Source organism: Agromyces sp. G08B096, assembly GCF_040267705.1.
Taxonomy (GTDB): Bacteria; Actinomycetota; Actinomycetes; order Actinomycetales; family Microbacteriaceae; genus Agromyces.
In genome coordinates, this window is sequence record NZ_CP158374.1 from 3,226,516 (window position 1) to 3,250,157 (window position 23,642).

25 protein-coding genes and 1 tRNA gene are annotated in these 23,642 nt (G+C 69.6%); 1 reads left to right on the plus strand and 25 read right to left on the minus strand.

Annotated features, from left to right (window positions below; translation table 11 throughout):
* Nucleotides 1-2 precede the first annotated feature (2 nt).
* From ABIQ69_RS15435 to ABIQ69_RS15510, 16 genes are all read right to left on the minus strand, one after another.
* Complete coding sequence (locus ABIQ69_RS15435) at nucleotides 3-2,027, minus strand: hypothetical protein (protein ID WP_350348011.1); 2,025 nt, start codon at nucleotides 2,025-2,027, stop codon at nucleotides 3-5.
* The gene (locus tag ABIQ69_RS15440; protein WP_350348012.1) at nucleotides 2,027-2,521 is read right to left on the minus strand and encodes a hypothetical protein; all 495 of its coding nucleotides are present in this window, start codon (nucleotides 2,519-2,521) and stop codon (nucleotides 2,027-2,029) included. The genes ABIQ69_RS15435 and ABIQ69_RS15440 overlap by 1 nt, the downstream gene beginning before the upstream one ends.
* Nucleotides 2,518-4,608 carry a hypothetical protein gene (locus ABIQ69_RS15445; RefSeq protein WP_350348013.1) on the minus strand — a complete coding sequence of 697 codons (2,091 nt, stop codon included), beginning with the start codon at nucleotides 4,606-4,608 and terminating at the stop codon, nucleotides 2,518-2,520. The genes ABIQ69_RS15440 and ABIQ69_RS15445 overlap by 4 nt, the downstream gene beginning before the upstream one ends.
* 172 nt (nucleotides 4,609-4,780) lie before the next feature.
* Nucleotides 4,781-5,074: a hypothetical protein gene (locus ABIQ69_RS15450; protein WP_350348014.1), complete on the minus strand. Its 294-nt coding sequence runs from the start codon at nucleotides 5,072-5,074 to the stop codon at nucleotides 4,781-4,783.
* A gap of 23 nt (nucleotides 5,075-5,097) precedes the next feature.
* Nucleotides 5,098-5,502, minus strand: a complete 405-nt coding sequence (locus tag ABIQ69_RS15455) for a hypothetical protein (RefSeq protein ID WP_350348015.1) — start codon at nucleotides 5,500-5,502, stop codon at nucleotides 5,098-5,100.
* Entirely contained in the window at nucleotides 5,502-5,939 is a 438-nt protein-coding gene (locus tag ABIQ69_RS15460; RefSeq protein ID WP_350348016.1) for a hypothetical protein, read from the minus strand. The genes ABIQ69_RS15455 and ABIQ69_RS15460 overlap by 1 nt, the downstream gene beginning before the upstream one ends.
* A 1-nt stretch (nucleotide 5,940) precedes the next feature.
* Nucleotides 5,941-6,321, minus strand: coding sequence for a hypothetical protein (locus ABIQ69_RS15465; protein WP_350348017.1), 381 nt, complete (start codon nucleotides 6,319-6,321; stop codon nucleotides 5,941-5,943).
* A complete protein-coding gene (locus ABIQ69_RS15470) occupies nucleotides 6,318-6,647 on the minus strand; it encodes a hypothetical protein (RefSeq protein WP_350348018.1) in 330 nt (109 codons plus the stop codon). The genes ABIQ69_RS15465 and ABIQ69_RS15470 overlap by 4 nt, the downstream gene beginning before the upstream one ends.
* Nucleotides 6,648-6,652: 5 nt before the next feature.
* The gene (locus ABIQ69_RS15475) at nucleotides 6,653-8,242 is read right to left on the minus strand and encodes an HK97 family phage prohead protease (protein WP_350348019.1); all 1,590 of its coding nucleotides are present in this window, start codon (nucleotides 8,240-8,242) and stop codon (nucleotides 6,653-6,655) included.
* Nucleotides 8,239-9,399, minus strand: coding sequence for a phage portal protein (locus ABIQ69_RS15480; RefSeq protein ID WP_350348020.1), 1,161 nt, complete (start codon nucleotides 9,397-9,399; stop codon nucleotides 8,239-8,241). The genes ABIQ69_RS15475 and ABIQ69_RS15480 overlap by 4 nt, the downstream gene beginning before the upstream one ends.
* A 55-nt stretch (nucleotides 9,400-9,454) precedes the next feature.
* The gene (locus ABIQ69_RS15485; protein ID WP_350348021.1) at nucleotides 9,455-10,948 is read right to left on the minus strand and encodes a terminase large subunit; all 1,494 of its coding nucleotides are present in this window, start codon (nucleotides 10,946-10,948) and stop codon (nucleotides 9,455-9,457) included.
* A complete protein-coding gene (locus tag ABIQ69_RS15490) occupies nucleotides 10,945-11,274 on the minus strand; it encodes a hypothetical protein (RefSeq protein ID WP_350348022.1) in 330 nt (109 codons plus the stop codon). The genes ABIQ69_RS15485 and ABIQ69_RS15490 overlap by 4 nt, the downstream gene beginning before the upstream one ends.
* Before the next feature lie 97 nt (nucleotides 11,275-11,371).
* Nucleotides 11,372-11,623: an HNH endonuclease gene (locus tag ABIQ69_RS15495; RefSeq protein ID WP_350348023.1), complete on the minus strand. Its 252-nt coding sequence runs from the start codon at nucleotides 11,621-11,623 to the stop codon at nucleotides 11,372-11,374.
* A 344-nt stretch (nucleotides 11,624-11,967) separates the two neighbouring features.
* A complete protein-coding gene (locus tag ABIQ69_RS15500; RefSeq protein WP_350348024.1) occupies nucleotides 11,968-12,273 on the minus strand; it encodes a hypothetical protein in 306 nt (101 codons plus the stop codon).
* On the minus strand, nucleotides 12,273-12,515 hold the full coding sequence (locus tag ABIQ69_RS15505) for a hypothetical protein (RefSeq protein WP_350348025.1): 243 nt from the start codon (nucleotides 12,513-12,515) through the stop codon (nucleotides 12,273-12,275). Before ABIQ69_RS15505 ends, ABIQ69_RS15500 begins: the two co-directional genes overlap by 1 nt.
* Nucleotides 12,512-13,213, minus strand: coding sequence for a hypothetical protein (locus ABIQ69_RS15510; protein ID WP_350348026.1), 702 nt, complete (start codon nucleotides 13,211-13,213; stop codon nucleotides 12,512-12,514). Before ABIQ69_RS15510 ends, ABIQ69_RS15505 begins: the two co-directional genes overlap by 4 nt.
* 114 nt (nucleotides 13,214-13,327) lie before the next feature.
* Between ABIQ69_RS15510 and ABIQ69_RS15515 the strand changes: the two genes are divergently transcribed.
* The gene (locus ABIQ69_RS15515) at nucleotides 13,328-13,627 is read left to right on the plus strand and encodes a helix-turn-helix transcriptional regulator (protein WP_350348027.1); all 300 of its coding nucleotides are present in this window, start codon (nucleotides 13,328-13,330) and stop codon (nucleotides 13,625-13,627) included.
* On the opposite strand, the gene ABIQ69_RS15520 is transcribed toward ABIQ69_RS15515, so the two are convergent.
* From ABIQ69_RS15520 to ABIQ69_RS15560, 9 genes are all read right to left on the minus strand, one after another.
* A tRNA-Arg gene (locus ABIQ69_RS15520) sits at nucleotides 13,593-13,665 on the minus strand. The genes ABIQ69_RS15515 and ABIQ69_RS15520 overlap by 35 nt on opposite strands.
* A gap of 151 nt (nucleotides 13,666-13,816) precedes the next feature.
* The gene (locus ABIQ69_RS15525; protein ID WP_350348028.1) at nucleotides 13,817-14,827 is read right to left on the minus strand and encodes a carbohydrate ABC transporter permease; all 1,011 of its coding nucleotides are present in this window, start codon (nucleotides 14,825-14,827) and stop codon (nucleotides 13,817-13,819) included.
* Nucleotides 14,828-14,835: 8 nt separating this feature from the next.
* Nucleotides 14,836-15,822, minus strand: coding sequence for a sugar ABC transporter permease (locus ABIQ69_RS15530; RefSeq protein ID WP_350348029.1), 987 nt, complete (start codon nucleotides 15,820-15,822; stop codon nucleotides 14,836-14,838).
* Nucleotides 15,823-15,909: 87 nt separating this feature from the next.
* Nucleotides 15,910-17,268: an extracellular solute-binding protein gene (locus ABIQ69_RS15535; protein ID WP_350348030.1), complete on the minus strand. Its 1,359-nt coding sequence runs from the start codon at nucleotides 17,266-17,268 to the stop codon at nucleotides 15,910-15,912.
* A gap of 72 nt (nucleotides 17,269-17,340) precedes the next feature.
* Nucleotides 17,341-19,011: a glycoside hydrolase family 13 protein gene (locus tag ABIQ69_RS15540; protein ID WP_350350035.1), complete on the minus strand. Its 1,671-nt coding sequence runs from the start codon at nucleotides 19,009-19,011 to the stop codon at nucleotides 17,341-17,343.
* Nucleotides 19,012-19,190: 179 nt separating this feature from the next.
* A complete protein-coding gene (locus ABIQ69_RS15545) occupies nucleotides 19,191-20,198 on the minus strand; it encodes a LacI family DNA-binding transcriptional regulator (protein WP_350348031.1) in 1,008 nt (335 codons plus the stop codon).
* A gap of 78 nt (nucleotides 20,199-20,276) precedes the next feature.
* Nucleotides 20,277-21,248 carry a carbohydrate ABC transporter permease gene (locus ABIQ69_RS15550; RefSeq protein WP_350348032.1) on the minus strand — a complete coding sequence of 324 codons (972 nt, stop codon included), beginning with the start codon at nucleotides 21,246-21,248 and terminating at the stop codon, nucleotides 20,277-20,279.
* Complete coding sequence (locus ABIQ69_RS15555; RefSeq protein ID WP_350348033.1) at nucleotides 21,245-22,252, minus strand: sugar ABC transporter permease; 1,008 nt, start codon at nucleotides 22,250-22,252, stop codon at nucleotides 21,245-21,247. The genes ABIQ69_RS15550 and ABIQ69_RS15555 overlap by 4 nt, the downstream gene beginning before the upstream one ends.
* Nucleotides 22,252-23,631: an extracellular solute-binding protein gene (locus ABIQ69_RS15560; RefSeq protein ID WP_350348034.1), complete on the minus strand. Its 1,380-nt coding sequence runs from the start codon at nucleotides 23,629-23,631 to the stop codon at nucleotides 22,252-22,254. The genes ABIQ69_RS15555 and ABIQ69_RS15560 overlap by 1 nt, the downstream gene beginning before the upstream one ends.
* Nucleotides 23,632-23,642: the final 11 nt, after the last annotated feature.

Consider the following 23,642-nt stretch of genomic DNA (forward strand, 5'->3'; position numbering starts at 1 on the left):
TCCTAGAGGGGTTGGAGGTCGAGGGTGATCAGCCAGCGCGTCGGCTGAATGTCGTGGGTGATCGCGATGATCTGCGAGTCCTGTTCGGAGCCGTTGAAGCGAACGAGGATGCGCTGGCCCACGTCGAGGGCTCTGGCCATTGCGAGGTCCTGCTGGGCATTGAGGCGGAGCTGGGCGACGAGCAGCTCGGGCTGGTCGCGGGAGTCGAGGATCGCGGCCAGGCGGTCGTTGAGCGAGTCGTCGTAGGGCGGTTCGCTGTAGAGGTTCGTTCGGAGGGTCTGCGAGCGAGTGCCGTAGGCGGTGATGGAGGCCGGCGAGGTGACCACCAGCTCGTCGTTCTTCTCGTTGGTGCGGGCCTCGTCCACGCCGTAGTTGGTGACCACCAGGCGGTTGGTCATAGCACGGGTGTCGTAGCCGGCGGACACGTCGATGTAGCTGTGCGCGTCGGCGTCAACGGCATCCGAGAACACGGCGGACATCGGCAGGGCGCTGCCGGGGAGGACGAAGCGGGTAACGCCGTCCTTGCCGACGAGCCACGAGGCGCCGACCGAGTTGCATGCGAGGTCGAAGTGTGTGGCAAGGTCGGACTCCAGCACGGTCTCGCGGAGGCGCTGCGGATAGTCGGTGTTCCGCTCCAGCAGCTTCATGCCGGTGAACGCGGCGCGCTCCACGGAGTTCTGGGCGCCGGTGACAACGACGGCCTCGGCCAGGAGAATCTGGACGGTGACGGTCGTGGCGTCGGCGACGAACTCGACGTAGCCGAGGCTCGTCGGCGCCTGGCCGAGGGTGACCGGGGCGGCGCTCGATTCACTGAGGACGCGGAGTCGGTAGGCGTCGGCGAGCGGCGCGCCGGAGATCGAGCCGGATGCCTCGAAGCGGTACGCCTTGCCGGGCACGAGGCCGGCGATGACTCGCTGAATGCCGAAGGTGTCGGCGGCGAGGTTGACCGAGCCGGTCGAGAGCGACTCCAGCCAGAGCGCCTGGGCGGCGCCCTGGGTGCCTCGGCGGAGGCCCGAGGCGGTGAAGTAGCTGATGGCGGCGGGCTTGGCGCCCACGCGGGTCCAGCCGTCGAGGTCGCCAGAGTCCAGAACCAGGAGGTGGCTTCTCGAGCTGGAGTAGCTGTTCACGCCGCCGGCGGTGCGCGCGGCGACGCGGGCGTAGTAGATGCGCCCGCCGGACAGGCCGGGGTGCGTGTAGGTCAGGACGTTGCCCACGTCCACGTTCACGAGGTCGGTGGTGAACGTCGAGTTGGTCGCGATCTGGACGCGGTAGCCGATGAGGCCCGTGGTGACGCTGGGCGCGGTCCAGGAGGCGATGAGACCGCCGGCGGCGTTCTGGGTGAGGTCGGTGAGTGTCGGCGCCGGCAGGCCCACGGCAACCGAGAGCGAGGTGGACCAGGCGCCCCAGCCCTGCACGTTGCGCCCGCGCGAGCGCGCCCAGTAGGTGTATCCGGGCGCGACGGTGAACGTGGTGGTGCCGCTGGAGCTGACGGTCTGGACGTTGGTGGTGAACGCGGAGTCGGTGGCGATCTGGGCTTGCCACTCCAGGATCGGGGCGCCGTTGTCGCTGTTGCCGGAGAACCGGTAGCGGAAGCTGCTACTGGTCACCTCGTCAATGCCGATCGGCGTCGGCGCGTCCGGCGGCTTCGGGATGCGGGAGAACGTGACGCTGCCGCCGGTCGAGCCGTCGCCCAGCTCGCCCCAGGTGTTGTTGTCGTCCCAGCCGGCACTAAACGAGGCGGTGAGGTAGCCGGCGGAGTTGTGGCCGAGGTTCACCTGGCCGGAGCCCAGCACCAGCTCGGAGTAGTTGCGGAAGTCGTACGAGGGGATCGAGCCCGACCCCGGCACGCCTCCGATGTTCACGGACCAGTAGTGCGGGCCATCGGCCCAGCGGCCGGAGCCCGAGCCCTTGATGATGCGGAGCGACCAGCCGACGACGGTGTAGTTGCCGGCGTAGCTCTGGGCGTCCTGGGTGATGGTCAGGCGGAGGATGTATCCGCTCGCGAGTGCTGCGTCGAACGTGGCCATTAGAACGCGTACACCTCCCTCGGGGCGCCCACAGGTGGCACTTCGACGGGCGCCTGGGCGGAGCCGGACAGGCGGTTGACGCGGGACTCGAAGGTCTCGAAGCCCTCGGCGATCTGGACGCCGTAGCGGGGCGTGGCGGCGTGCACCTGCACGGCGTCGGAGGCGGTGACGGTGACGACGGCTCGGAGGGCGCCGGTGCCCTTGTTGATCGGATAGGCGGAGGCGATATCCACGATGCGCCCGGTGAAGAGCGGCCCGGCCTCGGCCATGACGCGCACGGCCTGGCCGGGCACGAAGGTGCCGCCGGCGAGCGGGTCTTGGGCGTCGCGGAGGGTGAAGGTGCAGAGCCCTACGTCGGTCTTGACGCCGAGGCCGTCGCGGCTGCCGCCTCGGCGGATGGTCACGCCGGTCGCGTCGGCGATGTAGGTGACCCAGGCGGCGCCTTCCAGGGCCTGAATGTCTACCTTCTCGAAGAGCGGGCGTTCGGTGATCACAGCCGGCCTCCAGCGCTCTCGTAGTCGCGGATGGACTGGACGATGATCCGGCCGGTCTCGGCGGTCGGGTTCAGGGCTGACAGGTAGATGTTGTAGACGGGCGCCGGCCCCCCGGCGGCGGATGCGCCGGCGGCGGCGAACCCGAGGTCGGGGGCGGCGACGGTCGGGCGGAAGTCGGCGACGCGGCCGGCCAGGCCGTCGAGGCTCTTGTCCACCAGGCGAGCGTTGCCGTCGAGGCCCTGCACCAGGCCCTGAACGACGTTCTTGCCGTAGCCGGCGAACAGGCGTGAGGGCGAGTGGATGCCGAGGAAGCCGAGGAACCCGTCGATGGCGCTGCCGGCGATATCGAGCAGCGCGGCGCCGACCGAGCCGGCGGCTTCCCAGAGCCCGCTCACGAGTCCGCCGATGAGATCGATGCCGGCCTGGATGAGCTGGGGCACGAGCCCGATGAGGGTGGAGACCATCTTGGGAGCGAGGTCGATGAGGGCGGTGATGAGCTGGGGCAGCACCTTGGGGATGGCCTCCACGATGCCGGTGAAGAGCTTGACGGCGGCGTCGATGAGCTTCGGGATCATGCCGACGACGGTGGTGATGATCTTGGGCAGCAGGTCGAGGATGGCCGTGATGAGCAGCGGCAGGATGATCGGCAGCGACTCCACGAGGGAGGTGAAGAGCTTCACGGCGGCGTCGAGGATCGCGGGGATCAGGCCCAGGATGGTCTCGATCAGCTTCGGCAGCAGCTCCACGATGGCGGTGACGAGCAGGGGCAGGATGACCGGCAGCGCCTCCACGAGGGAGGTGAACACCTGGACGGCCGCCTCCAGGAGCACGGGGATCATCGAGATCAGGGTGGTCAGGATCGGCGGCAGCAGCGCGACGATGCCGGACAGCAGCGCCGGCAGTACCTGGATGAGCGCGTTGAGCAGGCCCTGGAAGAGCTGCACGGCGCCGGCGAGGATGACGGGCGCCTGGGCGACCAGCATGGTCGCGAGCTGGGTGACCAGGGCCACGAGCCCGGTGACGATCGCGGGGATCGCGGCGACGAGGGCCTGGAGGATGGCGGGGAACACCTGGAGGGCGGCGTCGAACACGGCGGAGCGACCGGACACGATGCCGTTGACGATCGTGGCGGCGCCGCCGGCGGCGAGCCAGTTGGCGGCGTTCTGGATGCCGCTGACCGCGGCGTCGAGCAGGCCGGAGAACATCGAGCCGAAGTCGAGGGAGGCGGTGCCGTTGAGCAGGTTGAACACGAAGTCGGCGAACGTGTTGGAGGCATCCGTCAGGTAGCCGGTGAACGCCTCGAAGGCGGCGGACTCCTGTACTCGGGTGACGAGGGCGCCGATTGCGGCCGTGACGGCGGTGACGGCCGGCAGGAGGGAGAACCCGAGGGTGGCGAACAGGTTTTCGGTGCCGGCGGCGAGCCGCTGCTGGGCGCCGGCGAGGGTGGTGCTCTCGCGGGAGAACGCGCCCTGAGCGTCGGCGGTCTGCTGGTACAGCAGCGCGAGCGTCGCCTGGAGCTTGGCATTCTTCTCGGCCTCGCCGGTGAGCCCGGACAGGCCCATCTCGGCGAGCTTGGCCTGGACGGCTGCCTCGTTGATCGAAACGCCGTAGCGCTCGATCGGGTCGCGCTCGCCTCGGAGCAGCGACGAGAGCGCCGACACGGCGTCCGAGGTCGAACCGCCGAACTGGGCAGCGAGGTCGGCGCCGAGGCCGACGAGCTTGTTGGTCTGGCCGGCGAGCTGATCCTGGGCCACACCCATGTTCTTGAGCTGGGCGCCGAGCACGGTGGACAGCGAGGCGTACTCGCTCTTGGCCAGGCCGACCGAGTTGGCGGCCTTGGTCGCCCACGCTTCCATCTGGGTTCCGCTCTTGCCGAATACGGCGTACATGCCGCCCATGGCTTGCTCCAGCTCGGAGGCGCTCTTGACGGCCTTGACGCCGAGGGCGCCGACCGCGACGGCGGCGGCTGCCGCGACGGCGCTGGCGACCTTGCCGAACTTGGCCAGGCCCGACTCGCTCTCGCCGAGCGCCCGCTGGAGGCTGCGGGCGTTGCCGGTGATGCTGACGACGACGGTATTACCGGCCATGTCGGTGGTCCTTTCGGTGGCGGCTCACCCTCCGCCCCTGGTTGGGGCGGAGGGGCCGGCTGCTATCGGAGGCGGCGGGAGCGGCGGGCGGCGTCAGCGATGGCGCGCTGTTCGCCGAGGGTGAGCTGGTCGTACTCGGACGGCTGGATGCCGAGCACGACGAAGCTGGCCTTTACTCGGTCGCGCTCTCGTCGGAGCGCTCGCCTTTTCCCTCGTCGGAGTCCTCGGCGGGCTCGTCGTCGTCCAGGCCGATGACGGCGTTGGCCTCGTCCAGGGTCAGCGCCATCGCCTGGTTGAACGTGAAGGTGGGCTCGCCCGAGCGGCGCTTGGCCACCATGGCGAGAGCGGCGAGGGCCTTGCCCTTCGGGGACTCCGCCACGGCGATGGCGGAGATCGACAGGCCGGAGAGGTCTTCGATGATGGACACCTCGCCGAGGGTGAGCGAGTCGAAGTCGAACGATGCCATGGGTGTCTCGTTTCTGCTGGGGGCTACGTGAGCCCGTTGTTTCGGAGGATGAGATCTATGCCGGAGGCCAGCTCGGCGACGACGCGGCCCTGGGAGCGCTTGAGAGCGTCGGTGAGGAACGGCTGGGCTCGGTTGCCTCGGTGCGGGTCGCCGTAGTGGACGACGCCGGCGTGGGCGCCCCGGCTGCGGTAGCCGGCGCGGACGACGGCTTTGGTTTTGCCCTTGCCGGCGCGGAGGGTGCCGGCGAGCTCGCCCGAGTTGCGGGGCGGGCGGGCGTTGGTGATGACGATGGTTCCCAGGCGGTGCATCAGCTCGGACATTTCGCTGAGGTCGGAGCCGGCTGCCCGGAGCTTTCGATTCACCTCGGCCACGCCTTCCACCAGGACGGTTCCGCCCTGGTGGAAGGCGCTGCCTGCCTGGGTGGCCATTACGGGGTGCCGTCGTCCAGGACGGGCTCGCCGTCGATCTTGAACTCGAACTCGAACGAGAACGCCGAGGTGGGCGAGGTCGAGGCTTCGCCGCCGATGGTCGGCTTGGGGCCGATGGTGAGTGTGCCCACCAGGTGGGGCTCGTTGGCGGTCGGGGCGGCGTTGCCGTGGGGCGCGACCGTGTACGGGACTTCCGTCTGGCCGGTGTTCTCCCAGACGTAGCGCCAGAACGAGACCGTGGCGGTGGACTGCGTGGCCGAGCCTCGCAGGTAGAACTGGCGGGCACCGCCCGAGGCGGCGTCCTCGAACGTCACCACGTCCGAGTCGGCCTCCTCGTTCTCGATCGAGTACGAGATCAGGTCGGCGGACTGGTCGGTCCCCGGCGTGCCGAGGGTGAGGACGGGCTTCTTGTTGCCCCTGATGCGAGGTGAACCCATTTCATGCTCCTTGGGTGAAGGTCACGGGTGTCGTGACGGTGATGGCGGTGACGAGGCCCTGGGCGTTGTTGAACGCCATGGCGTAGGGCTGGCTGACCTGTTCGACCAGCCAGCCGTCCGCCTCCAGCGCGGCCTGGGCGGACTCGATCAGCTCGTCCAGAGCTGACGTTTCGGAGTCGTTGTCCCCGGTCTGGGTGCAGACGACGACCTCGAATCGGACGGTTCGCTCGCCGAGCGTCGGCCCCGATTCGATGTAGGGCGAGCCGGCCATGACGAACACGCCGGGAAGGGCCATGCGGCCGGGGACGTGGGTGTAGAGGTTGAGGTCGAGGCCGGCCAGCGCGTCAACCAATTCCTGACGGAGGGTGCCGAGCTGGCTCATGCGAACCCCAGCGGCAGGTAGGGCTGGAGGATCGGGTAGGCGCCGACCATCGGGTCACGGGCGACCCGGATGGCGGACCCGTCCGGCCCGGCGAACTGCGAGATGCCGTTCGGGGCCGCGCGGCGGTTGAACAGCTCAGAGCCGACCTCGATGGTCGCCCGGTCGAGCACCGCCTGGGGAACCGTGGCAGCGCCGACGTAGGCGACGACCAGGGCCTCCGCCTCGGTCAGGCTCGCCTCGATGAACTCCTGGTCGGTGGTCGAGACCTGGGCGGCCCCGGACTTGACGTAGGAGGTGAGGCGGGCGATCAGCTCGGCGGAGGCCATGGCGATCAGGCCGCCGCGAGCTTGACGGGGACGACGAGCTGGGGCACCTCGGCCGCGACGGCGCCGTAGCGGTAGACGCTGAAGTCCTTGGACAGGTTGATGATGTTCTCGTCCTGGAGCGAGACCAGGCCGCTGTCGTACTGACGGATGGCGCGGCCGTTGACGAACACCGCCTTGTCGCCGGCCTGGCCGGGGTCGAGGTAGACGGGCAGGCCGGCCAGGTTGCCGGTGAGGCCGGGGAGGTTGAGCGTGCCGCTCGCGTTCTTCTCGGCGACGGTGAAGACCCGCTCGCCGGCGACGGTCAGCGAGCGGAGCTTCTTGAACACGGTGGCGGACACGATGAGCGCCTCGGGGCTCGCGTCCTCGCCGTCGTACTTGAGCGCGGCGTCGATCAGGGCGTCCTCCCAGTTGCCGGCGACCGAGGCGGCGAGGGTGGCGCCGAGCAGGACGACGCCTGCGTTGGCGGCGATGCCCTCGCGGGCGGCGACGAGCGTGCCGAACGCCGAGCGCAGGACGGCCTTCTTGCGGGCGCCGGCGGCGAGGGCGAGCGCCTCCAGCGAGCGGTTGAGCAGCGGCATCGTGGAGCGCTCGATGGCCTGGCGGGTGAGCTGGGTGTAGCCGCCGAAGGTCTCGACCGGGGCGGTCTGGGTCGTCAGGGTGACCTTGCCGTAGGCGAGGTCGTCGCCCTCATTGGCCTGCTTCTCGACCTTGACGGTGTTGCTGGCCAGCTCGCCGTATTCGATCGTCATGCCCTGGGCCGGCAGGGTGCCGGTCGAGAACACCTCGGCGAGCACGCCGGACGAGCTGTCGAACAGGCGGGTCAGGTCACCGACCCACTGGTCCTGCATCGGCGCGTCGGCCGAGGTGCCGCCGGTGTAGGCGCGCTCCTGGGCCTGGTTGTAGCGGTCGATGGTGGACTGGTCGCCGGCGACGATGGCGCGGAGCACCTCGCCGGCCGAGCGGGTGTCGATCTCGGGGGCGTCGTCGCGCTGCTGGCCGAGCGCGAACCGGCGCTCCAGCTCCTGCACGGTGTCGGCGAGTTCGCGGACGTCGATCTCGGGCTCTTCGGTGACTGCGGGCATGGTGTTCTCTCTCTCCTGGGTGGTGGCGGCGGGGATGGCCTCGCGGACGCTCGTGACGACGGCGCCCTCGTAGGCGGGGAACGGCACGAGGCTGACCTCGTAGACCTGGGCACGCTTGTGCGTGATGTGGGGCACGTCGCCGGACTCGTCCACCTCGTACTGGTCGAAGCGGAAGCCGACCGAGTGCCGGGTGAGCACGCCGTCGCGGGCGAGCGTGAGCGCGTCGTCGCCGGCGCGCGTGTTCGACACGAGGGCGGTGATCTCCCAGCCCTCTTCGGTGTCGCGGTGCGAGGTGATCCGGCCGATCGGCTCGCCGTGCCGGTAGAGGTAGAGCGCGCCGTCCGAGTCCTGGATCGCGCCGCGCTCGAACTCTTCGGTGAACCAGCCGCCGATATCGGCTCGCTGGCCCCAGGGCACGGCGATGCCGGTGATCTCGCGGCGCTCGGTGTCGGCCGACCGGATGGTCAGCTCGCGGGTCGCGTGCTCGGCGAGCAGCGCGGCGTAGTCGGTCATGCGGTGGCCTCCTGGGTGGTCGGGGCGGTCTCGGGGAGCGGGCCGAGGTTCTCGATCTCGCGGACCTCGGCGACGGTCATGAAGCCGGCCTCCAGGGCGACCTTGTGCGCGTTGTAGCGGGTGGTCGTGTCCGAGCGGAGCAGCGCTTCGACGTTGAACTTGGCCGAGGTGCCGCGCGGCAGCAGCTCGGTCAGCGCGTCCTCGATCTCGACCAGGTAGGACATGAGGGCGAACCGGATGTAGCCCAGCCAGTCCTGTTCGACGTTGGCGTAGGTCTGGGTCGAGCCCTCGATCGAGGCGAGCATGAGCGAGGCCGGCACGCCGAAGAGGCGGGCGATCTGGGTGACGGTGAACTTCTGCGATTCGAGGAACTGGGCGTCCGCCGGCGAGAGGAAAATCTGCTGGTATGCGAGGCCGGCGCCGAGCACGGCGACGCCCTTGCGAGCGCCTTGGCTCTCGTTCCACTGAGCCTTGGCCTGCTTGGCCACCTCGGCGGTGAGGTGCTGGTCGGATTTGAGCACGCCGTTCGGGACGCCGGAGTCCTCGAACCAGTTGGAGCTGTAGTCGCGGAGGTCGAGGGCGCCGCGCAGCTCGACCTGGGCGGCCTGGATCGGGCCGAGGCCCTTGAGCGAGCCGGGGACGCGGAGCAGGCTGAGGTGCTGCACCTCGTGAGGCTTGAACCGGGTGGTGCCGGCGCCGCGCCGGTAGTCGTAGCCGATGAGCTTGCCGGCGGCGTCGGCGACGGGCTCGCAGTCGAGCGGGTTGAGCACGGCGACGTTCTGCACCTGGCCGAACGAGTCGAGCGTCTTGCGCCAGTAGGCGTTGCCGGAGCAGGCGAGGGACACGACGCTCTGTTCGATGAACGCCGAGCGGCTGACGCCGAGGTCGGGCCGGCGGATGAGCGCCGGGGTGCGCTTGACGAGCTTGCCGTCGCGCTCGGCGCCGAGCGAGAGCTGCTTGGCCGAGATCGCGTGAATCTGGATCGCGCGGTAGACCATCGAGATCGAGAACGCGTCGCCGGTCGTGACGGCGCGCGGCGCGGCAGTGCGGGCCGGCGGCGTGGTCGCGGTGCTCGGGTCCGAGGGCGGGGCGGTCTCTTCGCGGGTCGCGGGCTCGGCCGGAATCGGGCCGAGCAGCCAATCAGCGAACCGCCCCATGAGACTGCCTTCCGTCGTGGTGATCGAACGGAAGGCAGTCTCGGAGTTCCAAAATTTAGAACACCTGCAGCGTGTCGTCGGTCTGCGTTTCTGCGGCCAACACGCCGAGAGCGAGGGCCATGATGCCGTCGATCTCGATGGACGAGTCCTTGCGGCTGATCCTGAACCCGTCGCCGACGTTCTTGCGGACGGTGCGGGGCGCCTGGAGGTTCAGCAGCTCGGAGCCGTCGTGCTCCAGGTCGCCGGTCGCGAGCTTCGCGTAGAGCAGCGCCGAGCCGTTCATCACGTCGCCCTGGCTCGCGCCCCAGACGGGCAGGCCGCGCTTCTTGAGTTCGTTGCCGAGATCCTTGAGCGCGTACCAGTCCATGGCGAACGTGAGCGGCTGATGGCGGGCGAGATCGACGCACACGTTGACGAGCTGACTGAGCGAGGGTTTCGCGATCGAGGCGACCAGCTCGGCCGAGGTCGTGTCGCCGTGCTTGATCGTCGCGACGATCGCGGCGAATCCCCAATCGGGCGTGCGGTCGATCGTGAAGATCGGCCGGCCGGCGGGGAACTCATCGGCCTTGCGCTTGCGGCTGGCCCAGAGCGTGGCGGTGATGAATGCGTTGGTCGAGGCGGTGAAGCGGTTGAGGCGGTAGCGGATCACGTCGGCCTCGGGCATCCCTCGAACGTCGCTGATCGCGGTCTCCAGGTCGAGCCGGCCGCATGCGAGACCGGGCGAGGCGGCGATGAGGTAGCGGCCGAGGGTCTCGTCGTCCTCGGGGACTCGCGCCTCGGGCGCCTCCCAGATGAAGTAGCCGAAGCGCTCGGGGGCGTCCTCGGCCAGCTCGTAGAGGTCGATCAGCAGCTCGGAGTTCTCGTCGCCGGCGGTCGTGAGCCCGATGACGATGCCGTTGCGGCGGGCGGCGGTGCCGTTCACCATGTCCGACCACAGCTCGCGCTTGGTGATGTGCAGCTCGTCGGCGAGGCCAACGGTGAGGTCGAGGCCCTGGACGGCAGCGGACTTGGACGGCTTGATCTCGTAGCGCCCGCCGTCCACGGACTGGATGCCTCGGGTGTCGGTGAGCCGCTTGAACTTCGCGGCCAGGCGCTTGTTGCCTCGGATGACGGCGAGCAGTCGGGCGTAGATGATGCGGGCCTGTTCGGCGGACGAGGCGATGCCGATGACGAGGGCGCCGGCCTCGCGGACGAGCCCGTAGAGGCCGAAGATCGCACCCAGGACGCTCTTGCCGTTCTGGCGGCTGACGCTCACGAGCACCTGGCGGTAGCGGAGTTCGCCGGCGCGCGGGTGGCCCTCGGGGTACACCTCCAGGGCGGCGATGATGAGCCAGCGCTGCCACACGTCGAGCTGGATCGGGCTGCCGTCCGGGAGCTTCCAAACCTTATCGACCAGGCGGAGCAGCCAGTAGCCGTGCGAGGGGAAGCTGTCGGGGTTGCCGACCCAATCGAATCCATCGTCGGGGCTGACGCCGAGGGGCAGCGAGAACCGCGCCGGCAGCCAGAGCGGTCGCTCAGGCGCCGGCGCGGCGGGCGTCAGGACGGTCACGAGTTGCGGGCCTCGTCCAGGATGCCGTCAACCTCGTCGTCGTCGTCGCCGTCGAGCGCCGGCGCCTGGTTGCGGAGATCGCGGAAGGCCACGCCGAACTGGGAGACCATGGCGGCGGTGACGCGCTGGTCGAGTTGGCGGGCGAGGGCTCGGAGGGTCACCAGGGCCGGCTTGTGCTGGGGTCCCAGCCAGTCGCTCGCGTCGATGAACTCGCGCACGGCGCCCACGAACGAATCGTCGGCGTCGTCGGTCGCTTTCCGGTCGAGATCGGCGTCAATCTGGGCATCCACGAGGGCGTCGATCGGCCCCTGGTTTGCTCCGCTCATCTGCTGTTCCTTCGGTCTGAAATGTTTGGGGACTGTGCGTGAAAATCGGGACTGGGGGCGGGGTGCGGGAGGTGCCGGCCAGGAAACCGGCCGGCCATCAGACCTGGCTCAGCCATCGGCGGTTGAACCAGGTGATGCGAGCCCCGAGCCGATTGCCCTTCCGGCTGTTGCACGGCTTGCACGAGGCCACGAGGTTCAGCAGCTCGTCCTTGCCCCCGGCCTCCTTCGGGATGATGTGGTCGGCCTCGGTTGCCTCGCCTCCGCAGTACGCGCAGATGTGCTGATCGCGCTCCAGCACCTGGAGGCGCAGGGCATCCCACGCGGCGCCTCGGCTCGAATGCTGGCTCATGCACGGCCGGCCTTCCCGAGGTAGCGCTGCCGGTCGTAGTGCGGGCGGCAGAGCCCACGAGTCACGCCGTACTCGTTGCACCCTGTCTCGCTACACCTGGGCAGGGCACGCTCTCGCTCGATGAGGCGGTGGGCCGTGGCCTCGGTCTCGGCTCGTGTCTTGCTGAGGTAGACCCAAGAGGCCCGGCAGATCGAGCAGTAGACGACATGCGAGGCATCCGACGAGTCAACGGTCACGGGAGTCGGGCGCCCGGTCGCCTGGTGGTTCGCCACGGTGTCAGTCCTCCAGGATGAGCATGGTGATGCCGACGCCGAACATGGCGCCGACGAGCAGAGCGAGCAGGATCATCGGCGGGTCCGCTCGATCGCGGCGCGCCCGGAGTCGAGCCAGGCGATGCCGGCGTCGATGTCCCACCGGCCCGAGGCGACGAGATCGGCAGCCGCGACGGTGTTGCCGGCCGCGACGACGAGCAAGCAGGCATCCGTGGTGAGCCGGCCCAGTTCGTCGGCGCGCTCGTGCATGTCGTGGGCGAGCTTGAGCAGGTCGTCGTGGAGCGCGACGACGGCGTACTCGGGGCGGGCCGTGCGCTCGGCGCAGGGGCAGGCGGTCGAGGTCTGGACCAGGTGAGGGGCCGGGCTCGGCTTGTGCATCAGCGGACACCGCCCGTCATCAGCCAGGCCGCGACAGCGGCCATGCCGATCGCGAGCACGGTGAGGCCGGCGATCGTCAGCACCTGGGCGGCTGCCGTGTCGCGGAAGGTGCGACGACGGTGAGCCACAGGGCGGACGTGCTCGCGCTCAAAGCCGGTGCTGTGGAGGCCGGCGTGACCGGACTCCAGGACGCACTGGATGGCGGGCACTGCGGCCGTGAACTTGCTGGTGCATCGGGTCATGCGACTTCTCCTGTCGTGGTGTTGACGACGAGGGGCGCCTGCCCCTCATCGGGGCGGCGGGCGCCGCAGTGCCGGCAGTAGCCGGAGGTCTCGTAGGAGTGCTCGCCGGCACGACGGCCAGGGCACTTCGACTCGCTCGACTTGAGGCGAGCGGCAGCCAACGCGGCGGAGCCGCCAGAGGGCCGGGCGCTCTGCGCCTCCGATCTCGCTCTGTGGTTGCTTTGGGAAGTCTTAGAGAGTGTTTTAACTGGTGTTCTTATAGGCGTTGGATCATCCAATGCGGTCCGCGTTGGATCATCCGATGCGGCGATCGACTTATCCACAGGCCGCGTTGGATCATCCAATGCGGTTCCGAAGAGGGCCAGGTCGCCCTGGTCGTGCGGGTCGCTGATCTCCCAGTCGTGGCCCAGGAACTGCGAGCCGACGCCCTTGATCGGGATGCGCTTGAGGTAGCCGGCCTGCTCCAGCTCTTCGACGGCCGTGCGCACGGCGTCGATGCCTTCCCTGGGCGACTCGGCGGCGAGGTTCTGGAGCGTGATGGCCCAGCCGTCATCGTGCGACCAGACGGCCGAGAGGATGCCTCGGGCTCGATAGCTGAGGTTCTTGTCGCGGAGCCAGGAGTTCGCGATCTGGGTGAAGTTGCGCTCGTACCGTGCGCGGCGTCGGATGAGGCGCGGTTCGCGGCCGGCGCCGCTCATCGGCGCGTCCCAATTTTGTGCATAACGCCCACGTTCATCCACAGTGTGAATAAGTCTGTGGATTGATCGCGGCGTGTCGCGATTTTGGGCGCGGTGCGCGATATGCTGGCGCCCATGACGATGTTCGTGGAAACCCCGACCGGAACGCTGGCGGAACGCCTACGGAAGGCTCGCCTGCTCGCTGACCTCGACCAGAACGAGCTGGCGGCTCAGCTCGGCATCGCGCGCAACTCGATCTCGAACTACGAGACCGGGCGCAGCGAGCCGAGCGCCTCGACGTTCGTTCGGTGGGCGCAGATTACCGGCGTGACGCTCGAATGGCTCGCCGAGGGCGTTAACGCGAAAACGGCCCCAGTCGAAACTGGAGCCGTTCGCTCAGTGCGCCCGGAGGGACTCGAACCCCCAACCTTCTGATCCGTAGTCAGATGCTCTATCCATTGAGCTACGGGCGCGTGGGATGTCACCTGCGCACTCACGGCGATCAGGCAACCACGTAACTCTAACCCACGGCGCCGCGGAGCGCCAATCGAGCGCCGCGGAGCGCCGATCGAGCGCCGCCCGGCGTCGACCGGGCACCCCCGACCACCGATCGAGCGACCTCGGTCATCCCTTCACCGCCCCGCCGAGCCCAGCACCGCGGAGGAACAATCGCTGGAACACGAGGAACAGGACGACCGGGATGAGCGTCGAGATCGCCAGAGCGGCGAGGAAGACGTCGAGCTCGGTCTGCGACTGGACCGCTGGCAGACGAACGGAGAGCGGCTGGACGGCCGGGTCGGGCAGCACGAGCAGCGGCCACAGGAAGTCCTTCCAGGCCGCGATGACCGCGAACACCGACACGACGCCGAGGATCGGCTTCGACATGGGCAGCACGATCGACCAGAACATCCGGAACGGCCCGGCCCCGTCGGTGCGGGCCGCCTCGAAGACCTCGCGCGGGAGCCCGTCGAAGAACCGCTTCACGAGGAGGATGTTGAACGCGTTGGCCGCTGCCGGCAACCACACCGCCCAGTACGTGTTGAGCAGCGAGGTGTCGATGAGCGGCGGGTGCAGCACGGTCAGGTACAGCGGCACGAGCAGCACGACCGCGGGGATGAACAGCGTCGCGAGCACGAGCACGTTCAGCACCGGGGCGTACTTCGGCCGGAGCACCGACAGTGCGTACCCGGCGGTCGTCGCGACCAGCAGCTGGAAGAACCACGACCCCGCGGCGACCCAGATCGTGTTGAGGAAGTACTGATCGATGTGGATGTCGTTCCAGGCCGTCGCGAGGTTCGCCCAGTCGATGCCGCTCGGCCACAGCTCGAACGGATGGCTCAGCGTGTCCTGCGTCGTCGACACCGCCGACTTCGCGAGCCACAGCAGCGGCCCGAGGCCCGCGACCACGAGGCCGACGAAGAGGAAGAGCTGCACGAGCGTCATCGACGCCCGCACGGGTCGGCGGCGCCGGTCGTGGGCGCTGAGGATGCCGCGGTCGGAGGCATCCTCGTTCGCATCGCCCGCGCGGCGGCCGAGACGCCGGCGCTCGGGGCGGGCCGGGAGCGATCCGGTCGCCGCGTCGACGGCGGCTCCCTCGACGACGGCGGTCGCGCCTCCGGGCGCGGACTCTGGCATGGGGGCGGTCAATTCGTGCTCCACCGTTCGGTGAGCTTGAAGTAGGCCCAGCTCAGCAATCCGAGGAAGATCGCGAGCATGAGGCTGAGGGCGGTCGCCTCGCCGTAATCGCCGCCCAGACTGTTCTGGAAGGCGTACCGGTAGATCAGCAGCAGGATCGTGAGCGTCGCGTTGTTCGGGCCGCCGCCCGTGAACAGGAACGGCTCGAGGAAGACCTGCGAGGTCGCGATGATCTGCAGGATCAGCATGATGAAGAGGATGCCCCGCAGCTGCGGCAGCGTGACGTGCCAGATCTTGCGCCAGATGCCCGCCCCGTCGACCTCCGCGGCGTCGTACAGCTCGGGCGGCACGGCGATGAGGGCGGCGAGGTAGACGATGATCGACCCGCCCGCGCCCGCCCAGGTCGCCTCGAGCACGAGCGAGGGCATCGCCGTCGCCGACGACTGCAGCCACGGCTGGGGCGGGATGCCGACCCACCCGAGCACCGTGTTGAAGACGCCGTCGGCGCCGCCGGAGTAGAACACCTTCCAGAGCAGCACCGCGACGACCGGCGGGATGACGACCGGCAGGTAGGCGAGCGCGCTGTAGAGGCCCTTGCCGCGCCTGACCTCGCTCATCATGACGGCGAGCAGGATCGGCAGCGGGAAGCCGAACAGCAGCGCGAGCAGGGCGAAGTACAGCGTGTTCAGGACGGCGACGCCGAGGTTCGGGTCGGCCAGCACCCGGGCGAAGTTGTCGAGCCCGACCCACGCGGGCGGGGTGATCAGGTTCGTCTTCTGGAAGCTCATCACCACCGACTGCACGATGGGGCCCCAGCTGAACACCCCGAAGACGATGAGCATCGGCGCGAGGAAGACGAGGTTCGACAGTCCTCCGCCGCGCACCCACGTGATCGGCGTCCGGCGGCGGCGCCCCGTCGCGGAGGCCCGCGGCGGGGTCGCCGGCGGCGGGCCGTCCGGTGCGGTCGCGGCATCCGGTTCTCTGGTCATGGTCATCGGCTTCGTTCCTCCGTCGCGGCTGGCGGGTGGCCGGAGGCCGCGGCCGTGCGGGAAGGGCACGGCCGCGGCATCCGGGCTCGGCGGCTACTCGTCGAGCAGGGCCTGCGCGTCGACGTCGATCTGCTTCAGCAGCGCATCGATGTCGGCGTTCTCGTCGGTCAGGACGGCCTGGACGAGGTTGTCCATGAGCGCGTAGATCGGCTGGGTCTGGCCCTTGAACTCGCCGACCGGCGTCTGCTCGAAGATCCCCTCGGTGAACCCGGTCATCTGGTCGAGCGGGACGTTGATGTAGTCGGCGATCCACTCCTGCGACTCGAGGTAGGTCTCCTGGTCGAGCACGGGGAGCACAGGCGTGCCGACGGCCTGGTCGGCCTCGGCGAGCGCCTTCGCGTCGGCGACCGCGGCATCCTCGTTCAGCAGCTTCTGCATGTAGTACCAGTCGATCCAGGTGACCGCGGCCGCCTTGGTCTCCTCGTCGACCGTGGGCGCGACCACGGCGATGTCGCCGCCGCCCAGCACGCCGCCGCCGTCTTCGGTGGGGATGACGGTGAGGCCGTACTGGTCGGGGCTCATGCCGAAGTCGCGCACGAGGGCGGTGTAGACGTCGGAGCCGGTGGTGTACATGCCGATGTTGCCGGCGGCGAACTCCTGGTTGATCGACCCCCAGTCGAGGTCGAAGTTCGCCCCCATGGAGTTGTCCTCCCAGCGCAGGTCGTGCAGGTACTGCAGCGTCTCGCGCGTGGCCTCGTTGTCGATCGTCGACGTGTACGTGCCGTCGCCGTTGTCGGTCTGCAGCTCCGCGCCGCGTGAGTCGGCCTGCACCGAGAGCTGCCAGCCGCCCGTGTTGCCCGTCGTCATGGTGGCGTACCCGGCCTTGCCGGTCTTCTCGGCGATGGTCTTCGCGGCCGCGCGGACCTCGTCCCACGTGGTCGGCGGCTGGTCGGGGTCGAGCCCGGCCTGCTCGAACAGCTCGCGGTTGTAGTGCAGGCCGTTCGCGTACGCCTGCCGCGGGAAGCCGTAGAGCTTGCCGTCGTCGCCCGTGACCTCGTTCAGGATGACGGGGTTGAACTTGTCGGTGTAGCCGAGCTCCTCGATCTCGTCCGTCAGGTCCATGAGCTGGTCGTTCTCGAGCAGCGTCTTGGAGTCGGTGAACGGCACGGTGAAGACGTCGGGGAGGCTGCCGCCCGCGAGCTGCGCCGCGAACGTCGGCGCGGTCCACTCGTACTCGACGCCGACGACGTCGATGTCGGGATGTTCCTCCTCGAACTGCTTCTCCTGCTCGGCGAAGGCGTCGTACGCGGCCTGGTCGGCGCCGGGCGGGAAGGTGGCGACGCGGAGCTCGAGCTTGCCGTCGTCTTCGGCGGCCTGGCTGCATGCGGCGAGCGAGCCCACCATCACGAGCGCGGTGAGACCCGCGATCGCGATGCTGTGTGGTGACTTCATTGTCCAGATCCTTTCGGTGCTGTGTTCAGGTGTGGTGCGGTGGGTGCGTGCCGCGCGAGGCGGCCGCGGCGGTCAGCTGTTCGCAGGGGGTACGCGCAGCCAGGCCGTCGCATCGGTCGGGAGCAGGCCGTCCTCGAGCGGGGCGCTCGCGAGCAGGATGCTCTCGTGGTCGGGCAGGGCGACGCTCGCCCGCCCGAGGTTCGTGATCGACACGAGGTCATCGCCCCGGCGGAAGCAGAGCACCTCGGGTCCGCGGTCGACCCAGGTCATCGGGCCGTCGCCGAGCGCGGCCTCGCGGCGCCGGATGCGCAGCGCCTGGCGGTAGAGCCAGAGCATGGAGGCGGGGTCGGCCTCCTGCGCCTGCACGCTCAGCGCCGCCCACTCGGGCGGCTGCGGGAGCCAGGGCGCGGCGGCCGCCCCGTCGGGGCTGAAGCCGTACGGCGCCGAGGTGCCGCGCCAGGGCAGCGGCACCCGGCAGCCGTCGCGGCCGGGGTCGACGCCGCCCGAGCGGAAGTGCATGGGGTCGTCCAGCACCTCGCGGGGCAGCTCCACCTCCGGCAGGCCGAGCTCGTCGCCCTGGTACAGGTACAGCGATCCCGGCAGGGCCGCGGTGAGCAGCGCGGCCGCGCGGGCGCGGCGCCGGCCGAGCTCGAGGTCGGTCGGGGTGCCGAACCGTTTCTTGGCGAACGCGAACGAGGAGTCCTCCCGGCCGTACCTCGTGACGGGCCGGGTGACGTCGTGGTTGGAGAGGACCCAGGTGCTCGGCGCCCCGACGGGCGCGTGCGCGTCGAGCATCAGGTCGATCGAGGCGCGCAGCTCGGCGGCGTCCCACGGCCGCGACATGAAGTCGAAGTTGAAGGCCGTGTGCATCTCGTCGGGGCGGAGGTACGCGGCGAAGCGGGAGGCATCCGGCACCCAGACCTCGCCCACGAGCACGCGAGTGCCGTCGTAGGAGTCGGCGATGCGTCGCCAGGCGCGGTACACGTCGTGCACCTCGTCGCGGTCTTCCGTGGGGTGGGCGCCCGGCTCGACGACGTCGGGGACCTCGGGCAGTGCGGGGTCCTTGATGAGCAGGCCCGCGGAGTCGATGCGGACGCCCGCGACGCCCCGGTCGAACCAGAACCGGAGGATGTCCTCGTGCTCGGCGCGGACGTCGGGGTGGTTCCAGTTGAGGTCGGGCTGCTCGGGCGTGAACAGGTGCAGGTACCACTCGCCGGGCGTGCCGTCGGGCTCGGTGGTGCGGGTCCACGTGTCGCCCTGGAAGTTCGAGACCCAGCGGGTGGGCATCTCGTCGCCGTTCGGTCCCTTGCCGGGGTGGAACCAGAAGCGCTCGCGCTCGGGGCTGCCGGGGCCGGCGGCGAGCGCGGCCTGGAACCAGGGATGCTCCGAGCTGACGTGGTTCGGGACGATGTCGATGATCGTGCGGATGCCGAGCGCGGCGGCCTCGGCGATGAGCAGCTCGGCGTCGGCGAGGGTGCCGAAGGCCGGGTGGATGTCCCGGTAGTCGGCGACGTCGTATCCGCCGTCGGCGAGGGGCGACGGGTACCACGGGTTGAACCAGAGCGCGTCGACCCCGAGCTCCTTCAGGTAGCCGAGCCGGCTCCGAACGCCCCGAAGGTCACCGGTGCCGTCGCCGTCGGAATCGGCGAAGCTGCGCACGTAGACCTGGTAGATGACGGCGCTGCGCCACCAGAGGGCGTCGTCCGCGGGAGCGGCGGGCGCCGCGGCATCCGTCAGGGGCATCGTCACTGGTGCGGTCTCCTCGTTCGGCGGCGGGCCGGCGTTCGAAGGAGACACCGGCGTCGATGCCGGTCAACGTAATGACAGCAACAGAATGATGCAACTATTCAACAATCGAGCATCAGGTTGCGATGATTTGCGTGGAATTGCGGTTCCGGTTTGCGGGATCCGCGCAAACCGGGTCAGCGCGGCGCTGGGGCCGTCGAGCCGCGGACCACGAGCTCGGGCGCGAAGAGCACCTCGTCGCCGATCGGCCGCTCGCTCGACATCTGACGCATGAGCAGCTCGATCACCATCTTGCCCATGGCCTCGATCGGCTGGCGCACCGTGGTCAGCGGCGGCTCGGTGCAGTTCATGAGCGCCGAGTCGTCGTACCCGATCACCGACACGTCCTCCGGCACCCGCAGCCCCGCGCGACGGACCGCGCGGACCGCGCCGAGCGCCATCGGGTCGCTCGCGCAGACGATGCCGGTCGCGCCCGCCGCGAGCAGCTTCGCCGCGGCGGTCTGCCCTGACTCCAGCGAGTACAGGGAGTGGACGACGAGATCGTCGCCGAGCTCGAGACCGTGGCGTTCCGCCGTCGCCACCGCTGCGGCATGCTTGCGCCGCGAGGGCACATGGTCCCTCGGCCCCAGCAGGATTCCGATGCGCCGGTGCCCGAGCTGCACGAGATGCCCGAACGCCTGCTCCATCGACACCGCGTCGTCGCAGGAGACCGTCGCGAAGCCGAGCCCCTCGACCGGGGCGTTCACGAGCACCGCCGGCAGCTTCAGTTCGACGAGCCGCGCGTAGTGCTCATGCGAGGCATCCGCCTGCGCGTACGCGCCGCCCGCGAAGATCACCCCCGACACCTGCTGGTGCAGCAGGAGCTCGACGTAGTCGGACTCGGAGATGCCGCCGGCCGTCTGGATGCAGAGCACCGGCGTGAAGCCGTTCTGCGCGAGCCCGCCGCCGAGCACCTCGGCGAGCGCTGGGAAGATCGGGTTCTGCAGCTCGGGCATGACGAGCCCGACGAGCCTCGCGCGTTCGCCGCGCAGCTTCGTCGGGCGTTCGTAGCCGAGCACGTCGAGCGCCGTCAGCACCGCCTCGCGCGTGGAGGCGGAGACCCCCGGCTTGCCGTTCAGGACGCGGCTGACCGTGGCTTCGCTGACTCCGACCTTCCGCGCGACATCCGCAAGCCGTCTCGACATGGGCGCCATGGTACGCGAGCGCACGCAAGAAGACGACAAGCAGACGACGGATGCCGCGCCGCGCCGGCGCCGACCGCGTCAGCCCTTCAACCCGCTCGACGCCACCCCGTCGATGATCTTCCGCTGCGCGAGGAAGAACACGATGATCATCGGCACCGTGGTGATCACGCTCGCCGTCACGATGATCTCCCAGTGCCACTCGCCGCCGAAGCCGTACGCGTCGACGAGCGCTTTCAGACCCCTCGGCACGGTGAACGTGTCGGAGTCGCGCAGATAGATCAGAGCGCGCATGAGATCGGTCCACACGGCCTGCACCTCGAAGATGAGCGTCACCGCCAAGACCGGTTTCGCGAGCGGCACGGCGATGTGCCAGAATACGCCCCACTGGTTCGCCCCGTCGACCCGCGCCGCATCGAAGAGGTCGCGCGGCAGGCCGAGGAAGAACTGCCGGATCAGGAAGATGTAGAACGCGCTGCCGAAGAGGTTGCCCGCCCACAGGGGGGTCAGCGTGCCGACCTGCCCGAGCGCGTTCCAGATGAGGAACGTCGGGATCATCGTCACCGCGCCCGGCAGCATCATGGTCGCGAGCACCAGGCCGAAGAGCGCGCCGCGACCGCGGAACCTGAAGTACGCGAACCCCCAGGCCACCATGGCGCTCGAGATCGTCACGGTCGTCGCAGCGAGCACCGTGACGATCACGGTGTTCAGCAGCCAGAGCGCGAGCGGGGCCTCCTGCCAGACCTGGACGTAGTTGTCGAACGTGAAGGTCTCGGGGATGAGCCGGTTGTCGAAGACCTCGCCGCGCGGCTTGAACGACGCGCTCACGAGCCACACGAACGGGTAGACGAAGACGATGCCGAGCACCGTCAGGGCGATCCACGCGAGGACCTGCCCGACCCGCGACCGCCGCCGTCGGCTCGGGCCGCGCACCAGACGCGGCTCCGCCTCGGCGATCGCATCGGCCGACCCGGCCGTCCGGACGCGGCCCTTCGCGTCCGCCGCCCCGGCGGGCGGTACGAGCGGGGGCGTCACCCCGACGCCGGCGCTCACTTCCGGTCCCCCTCGTAGTAGACGAGGCGTCTGGACACCACGAGCTGGATCGCCGTCACGATCATGATCACGACGAAGAGCAGCCACGCGAGTGCGGACGCGTAGCCCATGTTCAGGAATCCGAAGGCCTGCTGGAAGAGGTAGATGACGTAGAACAGGGCGGCGTCGTTGCTGTACGTCGTATTGCCCGAGCCGAAGAACGCCGTATACGCCTCGTCGAAGGTCTGGAACCCCGCGATCGTGTTGACGACGATGATGAAGAACAGCGCCGGACTGATCATCGGCACGGTCACATTCCACGCGGTCCGCCAGAACCCCGCACCGTCGAGCCGGGCGGACTCGTAGAGCATCTCCGGGACGTTGCGGAGCGCCGCCAGCAGGATGATCACCGAGGCGCCGACCGTCCAGAGCGACATGAACACCAGGCCGGGCTTCACCCACGCCGGATCCGTGGTCCACGCCGGCCCGTCGATGCCGAACCAGCCGAGCACGGTGTTCACGATGCCGTTCTGCCCGTTGAAGAGGAGCAGGAACAGCACGCCGACGGCCACCGGCGGGGTCATCTTCGGCAGGAAGAACACGGTGCGGAAGAAGCCCGACGCGCGGCCCGCCCGGTCGAGCAGGAGCGCGAGGATCAGCGACACGACGACGTAGAGCGGCACCTGCATGAGCGTGAACAGGGCGGTGTTGCCGAGCGCCAGGAGCAGCTTGTCGTCGGAGGCCATCGCGACGTAGTTCTCCACGCCGATGAACTCCGGCGAGTTGATCACGTCGTAGTCGGTGAGCGAGAGGTACGCGCTGTAGATCATCGGCCACGCGGTGAAGACGAGGAAGCCGATGATCCACGGGCTGAGGAAGAGCAGCGCCGGCCGCGCCTCCCGCCACCACGAGCCGGGGCGACGGGAACGCACCGGACGCGAGGCATCCGGCCCCTCGGCGCCGCCGGGCCGACGGGCCGCCGGCGTCGCGGCGCCGGCGGCGGCCGATGGCGCGGCGGCGGTCATCAGTCGCCGTCCTCGAGCTCGGCCCACGCGTCGTCGAGCGCCTTCTGGGCCTTCTCCTGCGCCTCGGCGAGCGCCTCCTCGGGCTCGGCCTGGCCGTTCAGTACACGGTTCACCGCGTCCTGCATGGCGTCTTCGAACTCGGCGTCGGCGGGATTCGCGGGCATCGCGACGGCGTGGTCGTTGGCCTCGTACATAGCCTCGACCCCGGAGTCCCACGGCTCGCCGCCACCGGTCACCATGCCCTGGATCTCCTCGTCGGCCACCTGGTTGCCGGTGAGGATGCCGGTGAAGGGCTTGCCCTCCGCGTCGCGGGCGGCCAGTCGCGCCTCGGCTGCCGCGCGCCAGGCGTCGGTCGAGGTCATCGCGCGCGCCCAGCGGCACGCAGCCTCGGGGTTGTCCCCGCCGGAGGGGATCGCCCACGCCGAGCCGCCGGTGAAGGCGATGGGCTCGCCGTCGGTGCCGCGCACGGTGTCGAACGCCATGGGGGCATCAGGCGAGACGTCGTTCAGCACGTTGAGGTACCACTGTTCCATCGGCATCGCGCCGAGCGTGTTCGTGGCGAACTGGTTGCCCTCGCCGAAGAAGTCGGCGGAGTCGCGGAACGCCTTGACCGCGCTGAACCCGCCCTGGTCGTCGTAGATGCCCACCGCCCAGGTGAGCGCCTCGACGGCCTCAGGCGAGTCGAGCTGCGCGGTCTTCGCATCGTCGGAGATGAGCGATCCGCCCGCTCCGGCCACCCACAGGGGAAGGAACTCGGGCAGCTTCGAATCGACGCCGATGACCTGCACCTGGCCGCCGCTGGTCTTCGCGAGCTTCCGGTTCGCCTCGGTCATCGCCGCGCGATCGGAGCCGTTCACCTGCTCGATCGTGACGCCGGCGGCCTGCAGCAGGTCGGCGTTGGCCATGGTCACCTGCACCTGGCTGAACTCGGGGATGCCGTACACCTCGCCGTCGAGGGTCACCTGCCCGACCGCGGACTCGAGGAACTGATCCATCTCGATGCCCTCGCCCTCGATGCAGCGCTCGAGCGGGAGGATGGCGCCGCGGGCGGCGAGGGAGCCGATCTGGTCGCGGTCGGCGTAGAGCAGCGACGGCGGCTCACCGGATGCCACGGCCGAGAGGAACTGCTGCAGGTCGAGCTCGCCCTCGATGAGCTCGACGTCGACGTCGCCCAGCTCGGTCTCGGCGACGTCGATGCGGGCCTGCGCGACCTCGTCGACCGCTGAGAACCCCATGACGGAGAGCTCGCCGGACAGGTCGCTCCCCGAGTCGTACTCGGCGTCCGCGTCGCCTCCCGAGCCTCCCGTGCCGACGGCGCATCCGCCGAGGAGCAGTGCGGTCGCGGCCGCGAGGCCGAAGACGATGGGTGTGCGTTGCATGATGGCGCTCC

Bases quoted from the DNA above. Each gene is read 5' to 3' on its own strand.
- ABIQ69_RS15435 (WP_350348011.1), bottom strand. From the start codon at position 2,027: ATGGCCACGTTCGACGCAGCACTCGCGAGCGGATACATCCTCCGCCTG.
- ABIQ69_RS15445 (WP_350348013.1), bottom strand. From the start codon at position 4,608: ATGGCCGGTAATACCGTCGTCGTCAGCATCACCGGCAACGCCCGCAGC.
- ABIQ69_RS15450 (WP_350348014.1), bottom strand. From the start codon at position 5,074: ATGGCATCGTTCGACTTCGACTCGCTCACCCTCGGCGAGGTGTCCATC.
- ABIQ69_RS15455 (WP_350348015.1), bottom strand. From the start codon at position 5,502: ATGGCCACCCAGGCAGGCAGCGCCTTCCACCAGGGCGGAACCGTCCTG.
- ABIQ69_RS15460 (WP_350348016.1), bottom strand. From the start codon at position 5,939: ATGGGTTCACCTCGCATCAGGGGCAACAAGAAGCCCGTCCTCACCCTC.
- ABIQ69_RS15465 (WP_350348017.1), bottom strand. From the start codon at position 6,321: ATGAGCCAGCTCGGCACCCTCCGTCAGGAATTGGTTGACGCGCTGGCC.
- ABIQ69_RS15470 (WP_350348018.1), bottom strand. From the start codon at position 6,647: ATGGCCTCCGCCGAGCTGATCGCCCGCCTCACCTCCTACGTCAAGTCC.
- ABIQ69_RS15475 (WP_350348019.1), bottom strand. From the start codon at position 8,242: ATGACCGACTACGCCGCGCTGCTCGCCGAGCACGCGACCCGCGAGCTG.
- ABIQ69_RS15480 (WP_350348020.1), bottom strand. From the start codon at position 9,399: ATGGGGCGGTTCGCTGATTGGCTGCTCGGCCCGATTCCGGCCGAGCCC.
- ABIQ69_RS15490 (WP_350348022.1), bottom strand. From the start codon at position 11,274: ATGAGCGGAGCAAACCAGGGGCCGATCGACGCCCTCGTGGATGCCCAG.
- ABIQ69_RS15495 (WP_350348023.1), bottom strand. From the start codon at position 11,623: ATGAGCCAGCATTCGAGCCGAGGCGCCGCGTGGGATGCCCTGCGCCTC.
- ABIQ69_RS15500 (WP_350348024.1), bottom strand. From the start codon at position 12,273: ATGCACAAGCCGAGCCCGGCCCCTCACCTGGTCCAGACCTCGACCGCC.
- ABIQ69_RS15505 (WP_350348025.1), bottom strand. From the start codon at position 12,515: ATGACCCGATGCACCAGCAAGTTCACGGCCGCAGTGCCCGCCATCCAG.
- ABIQ69_RS15510 (WP_350348026.1), bottom strand. From the start codon at position 13,213: ATGAGCGGCGCCGGCCGCGAACCGCGCCTCATCCGACGCCGCGCACGG.
- ABIQ69_RS15515 (WP_350348027.1), top strand. From the start codon at position 13,328: ATGACGATGTTCGTGGAAACCCCGACCGGAACGCTGGCGGAACGCCTA.
- ABIQ69_RS15525 (WP_350348028.1), bottom strand. From the start codon at position 14,827: ATGCCAGAGTCCGCGCCCGGAGGCGCGACCGCCGTCGTCGAGGGAGCC.
- ABIQ69_RS15530 (WP_350348029.1), bottom strand. From the start codon at position 15,822: ATGACCATGACCAGAGAACCGGATGCCGCGACCGCACCGGACGGCCCG.
- ABIQ69_RS15535 (WP_350348030.1), bottom strand. From the start codon at position 17,268: ATGAAGTCACCACACAGCATCGCGATCGCGGGTCTCACCGCGCTCGTG.
- ABIQ69_RS15540 (WP_350350035.1), bottom strand. From the start codon at position 19,011: ATGCCCCTGACGGATGCCGCGGCGCCCGCCGCTCCCGCGGACGACGCC.
- ABIQ69_RS15545 (WP_350348031.1), bottom strand. From the start codon at position 20,198: ATGTCGAGACGGCTTGCGGATGTCGCGCGGAAGGTCGGAGTCAGCGAA.
- ABIQ69_RS15555 (WP_350348033.1), bottom strand. From the start codon at position 22,252: ATGACCGCCGCCGCGCCATCGGCCGCCGCCGGCGCCGCGACGCCGGCG.
- ABIQ69_RS15560 (WP_350348034.1), bottom strand. From the start codon at position 23,631: ATGCAACGCACACCCATCGTCTTCGGCCTCGCGGCCGCGACCGCACTG.